The organism is Streptomyces sp. NPDC001351, from assembly GCF_042896045.1.
Classification (GTDB): Bacteria; Actinomycetota; Actinomycetes; order Streptomycetales; family Streptomycetaceae; genus Streptomyces.
Genome location: NZ_JBIAWS010000002.1, coordinates 65,233 through 78,431, shown reverse-complemented (window position 1 = coordinate 78,431; position 13,199 = coordinate 65,233). Strand labels below are relative to the sequence as shown.

Genomic DNA, 13,199 nt, shown 5'->3' with positions numbered 1-13,199 from the left:
TCGCGACTGTTCGCTTTCCATTGAACAGTCCATGGAACAGTCGTGGACCGAACAGTCATGGGTGGTGTGGCATGCGTGCGGTGGAGTTCCAGGAGTACGGCGGGCCCGAGGTCCTGAAGGTCGTGGAGACGGAGGTCCCCGAGCCCGGTCCGGGCCAGGTGAGCCTCGACGTGGCGTACGCCGGGGTGAACTTCGCCGACCTCAAGGCGCGCGGCGAGGGCTACCGGGTGCCGCGGCTGCCCTTCGTGCCCGGACTCGAGGCGTCGGGGCGCATCCGCGCGCTCGGCGAGGGGGTCACCGGCCTGTCCGTCGGCCAGGAGGTGACGGCGCTGACGGAGGGCGGCGCCTACGCGGATGCCGTACTGGCGAACGCCTCGACCGTCTTCCCGGTCCCGGCCGGCGTCGACCTGCGTACGGCGGCGACCCTGCCGACCGTGCTGCCGACGGCGTACACCCTGGTGCACGCGGTGGGCCGGCTGCAGCCGGGCGAGACGGTGCTCGTACAGGGCGCGGCGGGCGGCGTCGGCACGGCGGTCGGACAGCTGGCGAAGGCGGCCGGCGCGGGGGCCGTGTACGGGGTGGTGTCGGGCGCGTCCAAGGTGGCGTACGCGCGCGAGTACGGCTACGACGAGGTGTTCGTCGGCGAGTTCACCGAGGCGGTGCGGGAGGCGACCGGCGGCCGGGGCGTCGACCTCGCGCTCGACCCCGTCGGCGGCGAGACGTTCCGGAACAGCCTGGCCTCGCTCGCGGTCTTCGGGCGCCTGGTCTCCTTCGGCAACGCGAGTGCGGCGCCGGCGTGGACCGTGGGCCAGCCCGAGCTCTACCCCTCCGGGGTGTCGGTCGGCGGCTTCTCGATCCTCACGCTGGCGAAGACGGCCCCCGGCGAGCTGCGCTCCCTCACCGAGCGGGCCTTCGCGAAGGCGGTGGACGGCACGGTGTCCCTGCCGGTCACCGCCGAGTTCGGGCTGGAGGAGGCGGCGGAGGCACACCGTCTGATGGGGACGCGGACCAGCACCGGGAAGCTGTTGCTGCGAGTGAACGGCTGAAGGTCACGCGGGGGCTGGACATGTGCCGGCGAATTTTGACACGGTGGGCCGCACCGACCCGCATTCGAACATGCAGTCGATGAGTCGACGACTCCGGACAACCGGGAGGCCCGCCGTGTCACTTGCCTTCTACGCCCAGCACAGCGCCTTCTCCGACCCCGGCGAACTGGCCGACCGGTACGCCGGCTTACCGCGCGACCCCGCCCGGCTCGCCCGCGTCTCCCGTGACTTGCTCATCCACCGGATGGAGGGCGGCCTCTTCCACCACACCCACCCGGACGACCGCCTGCACAACGACGCCGAGACCCGCTACATCGACGACATCCTGCGGATCCTCGTGGCCCGGAACGACGCCCCGCTGCACATGCGGCGCGAGGTCGGCGACCGTTTCGTCGGGACCTGCCGGGACTTCTCGCTGCTGCACTGCTCGTTCCTGCGGCAGGCGGGCATCCCGGCGCGTATCCGGTCCGGCTTCGCCGACTACTTCGGCTCCGACGGCTTCCACTGCGACCACGTGGTCACCGAGTACTGGGACGAGGAGCGGGGCTGGCTGTTCGCGGACGCCCAGCTCACCGACCCCGGCATCACCGCCCACTGGAACGTGGACTTCGACCCGATGGACGTCCCGCGCGACCGCTTCCTGGTCGCGGGCAAGGCGTGGCGGGCCATCCGCGAGGGCGGAGCGGACCCGAGGACCTTCGGTCTGCATCCGCCGGAGCAGGGGCCGTTCTGGGGCGAGCGCTTCGTGGCCGGCAACATCCGGCTCGACCTCGCCATGCTCAACAAGGTCGAGACGCTGCTGTGGGACGAGTGGGGAATGGACGAAGGCAATCCGGGCACGCCCCTGCCGGAAGCGGCCCGCGAGCTCTACGACCGGGCCGCCCTGGTCGCGGGCGACGAGGTCCCCTTCGACGCGGCCCGCGAGCTGTTCACGCAGGACGACACCTTGCGGACCCCGAAAACGGTCCTGTGCTCGGCCCCGTACAACGGCCCGAGCCAGGTCACCCTGCGCTAGGAACGCGCCCCGAAAGGGGCGCGGGGCCGTGTCCCTATGCGGCTCCGCCGCGGGCCGCGACCAGCCCAGTCGAACCAGCGGACGACCGACGGCCTGTCACGGCACCCCCGGCGGAGCGCCCCCGCACGACTCGATGCGCACACACCGCCGCCAACAACTCCCCCAACAGATCAGGATCGTCGATCTCAAGCCCCAGCAGGGACTCGATCCGCTCCAGCCGCTGATAGAGCGACTGGCGGCCGATGTGCAGCAGCGCCGCGGTCCGGGTCGGGGAGCAGCCGTGCCGCAGATGGACCTCCAGGGTGCGGACCAGGTCGCTGGGGTGGGCCGCCTCCCAGGCCAGCAGCGGGCCCAGGGTGTGCTGGACCAGCCGGTCGAGGCGGTCGCGGTTGGTGTCGATGCCGCCGCGGGTCAGCTCCCGTTCCAGGGCCAGCGCGCGGGCGGAGGTGACCAACGGGCCCTCGGGGGCGGGCGGTTCGGCGGCCGGCACGGTCAGGGCCAGCTCCAGCGTCGTACGCGCCGCCCGCAGCGTGTCGCTCCAGCGCAGCCAACCGCTGCCGGCGTCGACGGCGTGCCCCACGGCGACGGTGAGCCCCGCGTCGGCTGCCGTGCGGAAAGCCTCCTGGACGGCGCGGACCGGATCACCGGAGCGGAAGCCGCCGCCGACAGGCAGCGCGAGCAGTGCCAGCACATCCCCCGGAAACGGCGCCCGCAGCACCGCCGCCCCGCCCAGCAGCCGCACCGCCCGGTCCACGGCGCCCACCTCGCGCGTGCCGTGCACCGACACCCCGACGAGCCGGGCCCCCGGCCCCGGGTGGAACCCGGCGAGCGCGGACCGTGCCTCGACCTCCGGCTGGTTGAGGGCCGCGCGGTCGGCCAGGTCGGCGAGCAGGGCGGCCGTGTGGTCGCCGCCCCAGGGACGCACCACCGACCGCCCGGACAGCCCCCGGGCCACGATCGCGCGGTTCGCCGCCTCCGTGATGCGTACGAAGGGCACGACCCGGTGCAGGGCCAGCAGGGGCAGGGTCAGGCGGCGGGCCTCGTCGACGACCTCGGGGGGCATCTGCGGCAGTGAGCGGCCCACCTCCACCGCCAGCCCGGCGGCGCCCCGCGCGGCCAGCTCGCGGACGTACCGGCGGCGGACCTCCTCGTCGGCGTCCATCAGGCCGAAACCGTTGGTGAGCAGCAGTTCTCCGCCGTCGAGGAAGTTGGCGCCCTCGTAGACCTCGCTGGAGTGGACCCAGCGGACCGGGCGGTCCAGGGCGCCCTCGCCGGCGAGGAGGGCGGGCTCGGAGGCGCGGACGGGATCGAGGTCCAGGACTTCGCGGAGGGTGAGTGCGGCCACGGGCACCTCCAGGGACGGCGCATGGACAGTTCGTCCGGCGGCGGGATGCCCGGAGAGTACTTTCCGCACGTTGCCCTCGTGTTTCGGCCACAGCAGAGTGAGGACATGGACCTTGAGGACCCCATGGACCAGGCGACGGCACGGACCTGGCTCGCCACCGCCGTCGCGGAGGCGCGCGCCGGGCTCGCGGAGGGCGGCATCCCGATCGGCGCCGCCCTCTACGGCGCCGACGGCACCCTACTCGGCCGCGGCCACAACCGGCGCGTCCAGGACGACGACCCCTCGATGCACGCGGAGACGGCAGCGTTCCGCAGTGCGGGACGGCAGCGCTCGTATCGCGGTACGACGATGGTCACGACCCTCTCGCCGTGCTGGTACTGCTCCGGTCTGGTCCGCCAGTTCGGCATCTCGCGGGTGGTGGTCGGCGAGGCGGCCACCTTCCACGGCGGGCACGACTGGCTGGCGGAGCACGGCGTGCGGATCGTGCTGCTGGACGACGCCGAGTGCATCGGGATGATGCGCGACTTCATCAAGAACCATCCGGCACTGTGGAATGAGGACATCGGTGAGTGACCCGCGTATTCCGACCATCGATCTGCGGCCGTGGCTCGACGGCGACGAGGACGCCCGCACCGCCATCGCCCGCACCGTCGACGAGGCCCTGCAGACCGCCGGGTTCCTGCTGGTCACCGGGCACGGTGTGGATCCGGCGCTGCGGTCCGCGATCCGGGAGGCGGCTCGGGCGTTCTTCCGGCTTCCCGTCGGCACCAAGCAGCCGTACGCGGCGAAGGTGGGCGGCCGCGGCTGGCTCGGCCCGGGCGCGGAGGCCAACGGCTACTCGGAGGGCACCGAGACCCCGCCGGACCTGAAGGAGTCGCTGACGTTCGCGACGCACGAGCCCTTCGAGGACCCGGTCGTCAACGCGGAGTGGTACGCGCCCAACGTGTGGCCGCAGGAAGTGCCGGAGCTCCGGACGCTGTGCGAGGAGTACCTGGAGCGGATGGGCGAGCTGGAGAAGCAGCTCCTGTCCCTGCTCGGCGAGGCGCTCGGCCTCGAACCGGACTTCTTCTCCCGGCACATGGACCACCCGACGTACGGCTTCAACATCAACTGGTATCCGGGCACCGAGGTCGTCGGGGAGCCGCAGCCGGGCCAGTTCCGCATCGGGCCGCACACCGACTTCGGGACGGTCACGATCCTCGACCGGCAGGCCGGGAAGGGCGGGCTGCAGGTGTACACGGACGAGGGCGGCTGGGAGGACGCGCCCTTCGACCCGGAGGCCTTCACCATCAACATCGGGGATCTGATGGCCCGTTGGACCGGTGACAGGTGGCGGTCGGGGCGGCACCGGGTGCTGCCGCCGCCCGCGGACGCGCCCGCCGAGGAGCTGATGTCGCTCGTGTACTTCGGCGAGTGCACACCGGGGACGCTGGTGGAGTCCGTGCCGGCGCCGGTCGGGAGGGTGGCGTACGAGCCGGTCGACTCGCACCGCTATCTGCGGGAGAAGCTGGACTCGATCACGGTCGGCTGACCAGCTTCTCGAAGCGGGCCCGCCAGGCGGGCTCCGCCGCCTCGGCTCCCCGGTACTCGTGGGTGAAGCGGAGGGCGGTGCCCTCTTCGCCGTCCCGCTCCAGGTGGAAACGGATCCGGTCGCCGTCGTCCAGCGTGTACTCGGCGACCCGGTCCACGTCCCAGGCGGTGACGCGGCCGCTGCCCAGGTCACGCAGGGTGACCGCGCCGCCGAGCCTGGGTTCGAGGACGTCGGCGGCGGTGAACCACGGGGCGAGCCCCTCGGGGGTGGCCACCGCCGGCCAGACGTCCTCCATGCGCCGTGGGACCCGCACCAGGAAGTGCAGCATGTGCGTGTTCCCGTGGCTCTGACTGGTGCCCTGTGCGATGGAACCGCTCATGACACCAGTGTCGGCCCTCTGCGGCTCAGACGCCCGCGTACGAGTGCTTGCCGGAGACGAAGATGTTGACGCCGTAGTAGTTGAACAGCCAGCAGCCGAAGGCGATCAGCGCGAGGTAGGCGGCCTTGCGGCCCTTCCAGCCGGCGGTGGCGCGGGCGTGCAGGTAGCAGGCGTAGGCGACCCAGGTGATGAACGCCCAGGTCTCCTTCGGGTCCCAGCCCCAGTAGCGGCCCCAGGCCGACTCCGCCCAGATGGCGCCCGCGATGATCGTGAACGTCCACAGCGGGAAGACGGCCGCGTTGACGCGGTACGAGAACTTGTCCAGCGAGGACGAGGAGGGCAGCCGCTCCAGGAAGGACGTCGCGAAGCGGCCGGGGGTGCCGCCGTTCTCCAGCTTGGTCTCGTACGAGTCCTTGAAGAGGTACAGCAGTGTGCCGACCGCGCCCACGTAGAAGACCGCGCCGCACAGGATGGCGGTGGAGACGTGGATGTACAGCCAGTACGAGTGGAGGGCGGGAACCAGCTGGTCACTGGCCGTGTACAGGACGGTGACGGCGATGCCGAGGTCCAGGAGGACGGTGGTGATCAAGAACAGGCCGAGCCAGCGGACGTTCCTCTTCAGCGCGAGCAGCGCGAGGTACACGGTGACGGCCACCGCGGAGAACGTGATGTTGAACTCGTACATGTTGCCCCACGGCGCCCGCTCCACCGAGGCCGCGCGGGCGATCACGCCGGCCAAGTGGACGAAGTACGCGAGCACGGTGAGCGAGATGGCGATACGCCCGTAGAGGTCGCCCTGCTCGTCCCCGCCGTGCGCCCCGGGCCCGTCCGGCACGTCACGGGCACCGGCCGCGGACCGTACGACGACCTTGGGCCGCTCCAGTACGGCGGTGCCGCCCGCCTTGTTCACGGTGACGGCGGGGGCCTTGCCCGTGGTCCCCTTCGCCCCCGTGGTCAGGGCGGCGGCCGTACGGCCGACCCTGCTGCGGCTGCCGAAGAGCCATTCGGCGATGTACGCGAAGAAGGCCAGGGTGTAGACGGCCATCGCGGAGTAGATCAGCGTGTTGCTGATGTTCGCGAGGTGTTCGTTGGTGGCCGTGGCCAACTCGGTTCCGGCGGCGAGAGTCACTGCGTCTCAGCCCCTTCGGCAGGTACGACTTCGGTGTCGGGGGTGGTGGGGTCGTCTTGGTCCGGTGAGCCGGCGTCGGGTTCGGCGTCGGAGTCGTGGGATGGCTCGTCGGGCTCGGGTGCGCCCGGCGCCCGGTCGTACAGGATCCCGGCGAGGTCGCCGAGTTCCTCGGGGACCTTGGCGGATTCGCTGCGGCCGAGGCCGGCCATCTCGACGACGGTCACACCGTCGGCGCCCTTGACGGCCCGCACCCAGACGCGGCGGCGCTGGATGAACAGGGAGGCGGCGAGGCCGAAGATCGCGGTGAGGGAGCCGGCGAGCGCCCAGGAGGTGCCGGGCTGCTGGACGACCTGGAAGTTCGCCCACTGCTTGGTGGACTCGTAGGTGATCGAGCCGGCGCCGTTCGGGAGCTGCATGGTCTGGCCGGGCCTCAGGTTGTCCCTGAGCTGCTGCCCCTTGGAGTCCTTGAACTCCTTCACATGCGCCTTGTCGAGCTGGTAGACGCTCTGCGGGATGCCGGAGTCGACGCCGAGGTCACCGTGGTACGGCGTCAGGTTCAACACCGGGTTGCGCAGCGCGGGGAAGGTGGAGGCCGTCTCGCTGCCGGGGGTGTAGGTCGGCAGGAGGAAGGCCGAGATGCCCAGCTGTTCGCTGACGCCCTTGGCGTTCTTGTAGCCGTCGAGGACCTTGACCACACCGGTGGAGGTGACGTTGGAGTCGAGCGGGAGGAGCGGGACGGCGTCGCGGTAGACGACGCTGCCCTTGCCGTCGCGGACGGTGATGACGGGGGCGTAGCCGTGGGCGGTGAGGTAGACCTTGGCGTCGCCGATCTCCAGCGGCTCGTTGACCTTGACGAGGTCCTTCTTGTCCTTGCCGTAGGCGCCCTGGCTGTAGGTGAGGGCGGCCTGGTAGGTGCGCGGGGTGCCCTTGTTGGGGCCGCTGGACTCGTAGGTGCCGGTGAACTTGTCCAGGTGGAAGCTGAACGGCACCAGGTCGTCGGTGCTGAAGAGGTTGCCGGACTTGAAGTCGTCGTAGGAGATGAGGGTGTTGGAGAAGCCGTCACCCTCGACGATCAGCTTGTTGCCCTCGGACTTGAAGAGCTGGCCCCAGGCGAAGGCGATCAGCATCACGATGAGCGCGATGTGGAAGGCGAGGTTGCCGACCTCCCGCAGATAGCCCTTCTCGGCGGCTACGGCGTCACCGGCGAGGTGCGCGCGGAAGCGGCGCTTCTTCAACAGCGCGAGCGCGGCCTCGCGTACCTGCTCGGGTTCGGTCTCGGTGCGCCAGGTGGTGTAGGCGGGCAGCCGGGTCAGGCGCTTGGGAGCGCCCGGCGGGCGGCCGCGGAGCTGGCCGATGAACTGCCAGGTGCGCGGGACGATGCAGCCGATGAGGGAGACGAACAGCAGGATGTAGATCGCGGAGAACCACACCGAGCTGTAGACGTGGAAGAGGCCGAGCTTGTCGTAGACGGGCGCGAGGAAGGTGTGCGCCTTGCGGAAGTCGGCGACCTTCGTCTCGTCGATGCCGGACTGCGGGATCAGCGAGCCGGGGATCGCGCCCAGGGAGAGGAGCAGGAGCAGCAGCAGCGCGACCCGCATGGAGGTGAGCTGCCGCCAGAACCAGCGGGCCCAGCCGATGACGCCCAGGGCGGGCAGGTTCGCCAGTTCCTCCCTGGGGGCGGTGGAGAGCTGGGAGCCGGCGGCGCCGAGGTCCGGGTCCTCGGCCCGCTCGGGGGGCGTACCGGTGGTGGTGGCCTTGCTCATCGATCAGATCCCCACAGTGAAGCCGGCGGACCAGGACTGCATGTCCTGCACGATGCGGTCCCAGGCGCCGGTCAGCAGCAGCAGACCGGTCACGATCATCATCGTGCCGCCGATCCGCATCACCCAGACATAGTGGCGCTTGACCCAGCCGAAGGCGCCGAGCGCCTTGCGGAAGGCGACCGCGGCGAGCACGAAGGGCACGCCGAGGCCGAGGCAGTAGGCGACGGTCAGTATGGCGCCCCGGCCCGCGCTCGACTGCTGCGCGGACAGGGTCAGCACGGAGCCGAGGGTCGGGCCGATGCACGGGGTCCAGCCGATGCCGAACAGCGCGCCGAGCAGCGGGGCGCCGGCGAGACCCGCCACGGGCCGCTTGTGGAAGCGGAACTCCCGCTGGGTCATCCAGGGCATGAGGCCCATGAAGAAGACACCCATGAGGATCATGAGCGCGCCCAGCACCTTGGACAGGATGCCCTTGTTGTCCTGGAGCGTGTCGCCGAAGTAGCCGAAGAGGGCGCCGCTGGAGACGAACACGGCGGTGAAGCCGAGCACGAAGAGGGAGGCGCCCGCGACCATCCGCCCGCGCCGGGCCTCGGCCAGATCGGTGCCGGCGACCCCGGTGACGTAGGACAGATAGCCGGGGACGAGCGGCAGGACGCACGGGGAGAAGAAGGAGACGAGTCCGCCGAGGAGCGCGATGGGCAACGCGAGCAGCAGGGCGCCGTTGAGCACCGTGTCGTTGTAGCCCGTCGCGGCGAGCGTGGTGACTGAGGTCACGTCACTTCTCCGCGAGAACCGGGGCGATCATCGTGCGCAGCTTGTCCTCGCTGAGCGCGGCCAGCGAGCGGGCGGCGATCCTGCCCTCCCGGTCGAGGACGAGCGTGGAGGGGACCGCCTGCGGGTTGAGCGTGCCCCGCTTGAAGCGGAGCATCAGCTTGCCCGTGGGGTCGTAGAGGCTCTGGTAGGTGATGCCCTGCTGCTTCTCGAAGGCGACCGCGTTCTGGGTGCTGGTGTCGCGGGTGTTGATGCCGACGAACTGGACGCCCTTGCTCTTGAGATCCTGGTAGACCTTCTCGAAGTTGGGCGCCTCGGCACGGCAGGGGGCGCACCAGGAACCCCACACGTTCAGGACGACGACCTTGCCCTTGTAGGAGGCGACGTCGAGCTGTCCCCCGTTGACGGTCTTGCCGGAGAGGTCGGGCGCCGCGGCCCGTTCCCCCTTCTTCGCGGTGGAGATGCCGTCCTTGCCCATGACGAAGTTGGTGTCACCGCCCCCGCCGGAGGTCCCTCCGGACGAGCAGGCGGACATCAGCAGCGCGGCGACCGCGGCACCGGCGGTGGTCAGGACGGTTCGGCGGCGTGCGCGGTTCGAGCGCAGGGGGGCGCGGCTGGCGGCACTCATGTGAAAAGTTTCGCATGCCCGTTCCCGGGGTCGTGCGCACCCCCCTTGCGGGGGGAAAACCGCATTTCAGGCAGCCTGTCCCTGGGGTGAGGACGAGGAGGAGGGGGTCTCCTTGAGGAACGTCTTCCAGCCGCCCACCGGCTGCTGACCGACGCCGAGGGTGCGCAGCTTGGCGAGGACCTCCGGCTTCTGTACGTCGATCCAGTCGGTGAACTGCCGGAAGGAGACGAGGCGGACGTCGGCGCCCTTCTCCTTCGCCTGCGCGATGTGCTTGAACGCCTGCTCGACGGCGTCCATGTATATGCCGCCGTTCCAGTGCTCGAAGTGGTTGCCTATGAAGAAGGGGGCGCGGTTGGAGAAGTACGCCCGCCTGAAGCCGGCGATGTAGGCCCCGGCCGCCTGCTCGCGCCAGGCCGGGTAGTTGTAGGCCGGCGCCTTGGTCGAGTTCTGCGACTGGTTGAACATCATGTTGTAGTCCATCGACAGGACCTGGAACCTCCTGCCGGGGAACGGGATCGACTGCAGCGGGAAGTCCCACAGCCCCTGCTTCTTCGACGGCCACACCTGCAGGCCGCCGGGCGAGGAGGCGTCGTAGCGCCAGCCCAGCTCGCGGGCGGTGGGCAGCAGGTTCTCCTGGTTGAGGAGGCAGGGCGTCCGGCCGCCGACGAGTTCCTTGTCGTAGTCGAAGGGCAGGGCCGGCAGGTCGGTGAGGCCGGTGTTGGTCTTCCAGTTCTTCACGAAGGACTTGGCCTGGTCGATCTCGCTGCGCCACTGCTGGGGCGTCCACCACTTGACGGACGTGTGGGCCTCGCCACAGAAGTGACCGTTGAAGTGCGTGCCTATCTCGTGCCCTTCGAGCCAGGCGCGGCGGACGTTGGTCAGCGTCGCCTTGACGTGCTCGTCGTTGAGGTAGCCGATGTCGGAGGCGCCGATCCTGTTGTTCGGCGGGTTGTACAGCCGCTTCTTCGACTCGGGCAGCAGATACAGCCCGGAGAGGAAGAAGGTCATGGACGCCTGGTGCTGCTTGGCGAGGTCGAGGAAGCGCGGGAAGAGCCCGTTGCCGACCTCGCCGGCACCGTCCCAGGAGAAGACCACGAACTGCGGCGGGGCCTGGCCCGGCTCCAGCGGCTCGGGGTTGGCGGGCTGGTTGGGCTGCTTGCCGGTGAAGGAGGTCGAGCCGTCTCCGATGGGGCGGGCCGAGGGCGAAGGCTTGCCGGATCCGCCGCTGCTGGAACCCGAACCGTGGGTCGACCCATCTGACTGCGTGAGGCTGCCGCAGCCGGAGAGTCCGACGGCGGCCGCGGCGCCCGCGCCGAGCCCGAGCATTCCCCTTCGAGTGAGAGCACTCATTCCAACCCCGATCGTCATGTCCTGTGGTGGTCACCCATTCAGAGGACATGACGAAGCGCGAGGTTCCTGACGATCACGTTGATCTGGCAACAAATGTCACGAACGTGTCATGGGATCCCAAAGGGGATTTCTCAACTCCCAATGAGGTCCCATGACTTCCCCAAAGGGGGCCTCAGGCGCCGAAGGCCTTGCTCTTCCCCTTCACCGGCTTGGCGCCCGCGAGGAGATGGGCGGGGACGAGATCGCGGGCCGGCTCGCTGTAGCCGACGGACACGAGCTTGTCGCCCTGGTAGGTGAAGGACGTCAGCGAGGCGAGCGTGCACTGCCGCTTGCGCGGGTCGTGCCACAGCCGCCGCTTCTCGACGTACGACCGCACGATCCAGATCGGCAGCTGATGGCTGACGAGGACGGCCTCGTGCCCCCGCGCCCGGTCCCTGGCCGAGTCCAGCGCCTGCATCATCCGGACGACGATGTCGACGTACGGCTCGCCCCACGACGGCTTGAACGGGTTGACGAGGTGCTTCCAGTTGCCCGGCTTGCGCAGCGCGCCGTCTCCGACGCCGAAGGTCTTGCCCTGGAAGACGTTGTCGGCCTCGATGAGCCGCTCGTCGGTGGCCAGGTCGAGCCCGTGCGCCTTGGCGATCGGGGTGGCCGTCTCCTGGGCCCGCTCCAGCGGGGAGGAGCAGACGTAGGTGATGTCGCGGGGCGCGAGGTGCTCGGCGACCCGCTCGGCCATCTGCCGGCCCAGCTCGGAGAGGCGGTAGCCGGGCAGCCGCCCGTACAGGACCCCGTCCGGGTTGGCGACCTCGCCGTGCCGCATGACGTGGACGACGGTGATGTCGCCGCCCGCCGTGTTGGTGCTCTCGCTCATGCTGCCGTGGCCTCCGCCGCCGCTCGAGCCGCCGCCGGAAGGGCGTCGGCGATGCGCTGTACGGCCCGTTCGTCGTGGGCCGTGGACACGAACCAGGACTCGAAGGACGAGGGCGGGAGATAGACGCCCTGCGCCAGCATCGAGTGGAAGAAGGCGGTGAAGCGGAAGGACTCCTGCTTCTTGGCGTCCTCGTAGTCGCGGACCTCCCGGTCCGTGAAGAAGACGGAGAACATGTTGGAGGCGTTCTGCAGCCGGTGCCCGACGCCTTCCTTGCTCAGCGCCTCGGTGACCAGCGACCGGATCGTCGCCGACACGGCGTCGACCTTGTCGTACGCCGCCTCGTCGAGCAGGCGCAGCTGGGCGAGGCCGGCCGCTGTGGCGACCGGGTTCCCGGAGAGGGTGCCGGCCTGGTAGACGGGCCCGGCGGGCGCGAGATGCGCCATCACATCGGCCCGCCCGCCGAAGGCGGCCGCAGGGAACCCGCCCCCCATGACCTTCCCGAAGGTCATCAGATCGGGCTTGACCCCGTCGATCCCGAACCAGCCCGCCCGGCTGGTGCGGAAACCGGTCATGACCTCGTCGGAGATGAAGAGGGCACCGTTCTTGGAGCAGGCGTCCTTGAGGCCCTGGTTGAACCCGGGCCGCGGCGGCACGACCCCCATGTTCCCGGGCGAGGCCTCGGTGATCACGCAGGCGATCTCACCGGGGTGCCGGTGGAAGGCCTCGTGCACGGCTTCGAGGTCGTTGTACGGCAGCACGATGGTGTCGCCGGCCTGGGCACCGGTGACGCCGGGCGTGTCCGGAAGGGCGAAGGTGGCCACCCCGCTGCCCGCGGCGGCGAGCAGCGAGTCGACGTGACCGTGGTAACACCCGGCGAACTTGATCACCTTGGTGCGCCGGGTGAATCCGCGGGCGAGCCGGATGGCGCTCATGGTGGCCTCGGTCCCGCTGGACACGAGCCGCACCTGGTCCACGGGCTCGACCCGCGCGACGATCTCCTCCGCGAGCGCGACCTCGCCCTCACCGGGCGTACCGAAGGAGGTACCGCGCGAGACGGCGTCCTGAACGGCGGCGATGACCTCCGGGTGGGAGTGCCCGAGGATCATGGGCCCCCAGGAACACACCAGGTCGACGTAGTCCCGACCGTCCGCATCCGTCAGATACGGACCGGTACCGGACACCATGAACCGGGGCGTACCGCCCACGGCGCGGAATGCGCGCACCGGGGAGTTCACACCACCGGGAGTGACGGCCGCGGCCCGGTCGAACAGTGCCTGCGAGGCAGGCGCTTCGTATGAATAAGGCAGTGAATCAGGCAGTTCGCTCATGACCTGCGACTTCTCCGACCTTCTCCGACTTCTCGGGCTCCGG

General features: G+C 70.2%; 13 protein-coding genes. 4 read left to right on the top strand and 9 right to left on the bottom strand.

Annotated features, from left to right (window positions below; genetic code table 11):
* Nucleotides 1-71 precede the first annotated feature (71 nt).
* Complete coding sequence (locus tag ACFY1U_RS05890; RefSeq protein WP_390692920.1) at nt 72-1,046, top strand: zinc-binding alcohol dehydrogenase family protein; 975 nt, start codon at nt 72-74, stop codon at nt 1,044-1,046.
* A gap of 79 nt (nt 1,047-1,125) precedes the next feature.
* Nucleotides 1,126-2,061: a transglutaminase-like domain-containing protein gene (locus tag ACFY1U_RS05885; RefSeq protein ID WP_390692919.1), complete on the top strand. Its 936-nt coding sequence runs from the start codon at nt 1,126-1,128 to the stop codon at nt 2,059-2,061.
* A 34-nt stretch (nt 2,062-2,095) separates the two neighbouring features.
* Here ACFY1U_RS05885 and ACFY1U_RS05880 read toward each other — a convergent pair whose 3' ends face one another.
* A complete protein-coding gene (locus ACFY1U_RS05880; protein ID WP_390692918.1) occupies nt 2,096-3,406 on the bottom strand; it encodes a PucR family transcriptional regulator in 1,311 nt (436 codons plus the stop codon).
* Between the two features lie 105 nt (nt 3,407-3,511).
* On the opposite strand from ACFY1U_RS05880, the gene ACFY1U_RS05875 reads away from it, so the two are divergent.
* Together ACFY1U_RS05875 and ACFY1U_RS05870 are read left to right on the top strand one after the other, a co-directional pair.
* The gene (locus ACFY1U_RS05875) at nt 3,512-3,979 is read left to right on the top strand and encodes a nucleoside deaminase (protein ID WP_390692917.1); all 468 of its coding nucleotides are present in this window, start codon (nt 3,512-3,514) and stop codon (nt 3,977-3,979) included.
* Nucleotides 3,960-4,937, top strand: coding sequence for an isopenicillin N synthase family dioxygenase (locus ACFY1U_RS05870; protein WP_390692916.1), 978 nt, complete (start codon nt 3,960-3,962; stop codon nt 4,935-4,937). The genes ACFY1U_RS05875 and ACFY1U_RS05870 overlap by 20 nt, the downstream gene beginning before the upstream one ends.
* Here ACFY1U_RS05870 and ACFY1U_RS05865 read toward each other — a convergent pair.
* From ACFY1U_RS05865 to hemL, 8 genes are all read right to left on the bottom strand, one after another.
* Nucleotides 4,924-5,316 carry an SRPBCC domain-containing protein gene (locus tag ACFY1U_RS05865; RefSeq protein ID WP_390692915.1) on the bottom strand — a complete coding sequence of 131 codons (393 nt, stop codon included), beginning with the start codon at nt 5,314-5,316 and terminating at the stop codon, nt 4,924-4,926. The genes ACFY1U_RS05870 and ACFY1U_RS05865 overlap by 14 nt on opposite strands.
* Nucleotides 5,317-5,341: 25 nt before the next feature.
* Complete coding sequence (gene ccsB / locus ACFY1U_RS05860) at nt 5,342-6,445, bottom strand: c-type cytochrome biogenesis protein CcsB (protein WP_390692914.1); 1,104 nt, start codon at nt 6,443-6,445, stop codon at nt 5,342-5,344.
* Entirely contained in the window at nt 6,442-8,208 is a 1,767-nt protein-coding gene (locus ACFY1U_RS05855) for a cytochrome c biogenesis protein ResB (protein ID WP_390692913.1), read from the bottom strand. The genes ccsB and ACFY1U_RS05855 overlap by 4 nt, the downstream gene beginning before the upstream one ends.
* 3 nt (nt 8,209-8,211) lie before the next feature.
* The gene (locus ACFY1U_RS05850) at nt 8,212-8,982 is read right to left on the bottom strand and encodes a cytochrome c biogenesis protein CcdA (protein WP_344403542.1); all 771 of its coding nucleotides are present in this window, start codon (nt 8,980-8,982) and stop codon (nt 8,212-8,214) included.
* Nucleotide 8,983: 1 nt separating this feature from the next.
* On the bottom strand, nt 8,984-9,607 hold the full coding sequence (locus tag ACFY1U_RS05845) for a TlpA family protein disulfide reductase (RefSeq protein ID WP_390692912.1): 624 nt from the start codon (nt 9,605-9,607) through the stop codon (nt 8,984-8,986).
* A 66-nt stretch (nt 9,608-9,673) separates the two neighbouring features.
* Nucleotides 9,674-10,957 (bottom strand): hypothetical protein, encoded by a 1,284-nt coding sequence (locus ACFY1U_RS05840; RefSeq protein ID WP_390692911.1) that lies wholly within the window; start codon nt 10,955-10,957, stop codon nt 9,674-9,676.
* A 172-nt stretch (nt 10,958-11,129) separates the two neighbouring features.
* On the bottom strand, nt 11,130-11,828 hold the full coding sequence (locus ACFY1U_RS05835) for a histidine phosphatase family protein (protein WP_390692910.1): 699 nt from the start codon (nt 11,826-11,828) through the stop codon (nt 11,130-11,132).
* Nucleotides 11,825-13,156, bottom strand: coding sequence for a glutamate-1-semialdehyde 2,1-aminomutase (hemL, locus tag ACFY1U_RS05830; RefSeq protein ID WP_390692909.1), 1,332 nt, complete (start codon nt 13,154-13,156; stop codon nt 11,825-11,827). The genes ACFY1U_RS05835 and hemL overlap by 4 nt, the downstream gene beginning before the upstream one ends.
* Between the last annotated feature and the right edge of the window lie 43 nt (nt 13,157-13,199).

Bases quoted from the DNA above. Each gene is read 5' to 3' on its own strand.
- ACFY1U_RS05870 (WP_390692916.1), top strand. From the start codon at position 3,960: ATGAGGACATCGGTGAGTGACCCGCGTATTCCGACCATCGATCTGCGG.
- ACFY1U_RS05845 (WP_390692912.1), bottom strand. From the start codon at position 9,607: ATGAGTGCCGCCAGCCGCGCCCCCCTGCGCTCGAACCGCGCACGCCGC.
- ACFY1U_RS05835 (WP_390692910.1), bottom strand. From the start codon at position 11,828: ATGAGCGAGAGCACCAACACGGCGGGCGGCGACATCACCGTCGTCCAC.
- ACFY1U_RS05865 (WP_390692915.1), bottom strand. From the start codon at position 5,316: ATGAGCGGTTCCATCGCACAGGGCACCAGTCAGAGCCACGGGAACACG.
- ACFY1U_RS05840 (WP_390692911.1), bottom strand. From the start codon at position 10,957: ATGAGTGCTCTCACTCGAAGGGGAATGCTCGGGCTCGGCGCGGGCGCC.
- hemL (WP_390692909.1), bottom strand. From the start codon at position 13,156: ATGAGCGAACTGCCTGATTCACTGCCTTATTCATACGAAGCGCCTGCC.
- ACFY1U_RS05855 (WP_390692913.1), bottom strand. From the start codon at position 8,208: ATGAGCAAGGCCACCACCACCGGTACGCCCCCCGAGCGGGCCGAGGAC.
- ACFY1U_RS05890 (WP_390692920.1), top strand. From the start codon at position 72: ATGCGTGCGGTGGAGTTCCAGGAGTACGGCGGGCCCGAGGTCCTGAAG.
- ACFY1U_RS05885 (WP_390692919.1), top strand. From the start codon at position 1,126: ATGAGTCGACGACTCCGGACAACCGGGAGGCCCGCCGTGTCACTTGCC.
- ACFY1U_RS05875 (WP_390692917.1), top strand. From the start codon at position 3,512: ATGGACCTTGAGGACCCCATGGACCAGGCGACGGCACGGACCTGGCTC.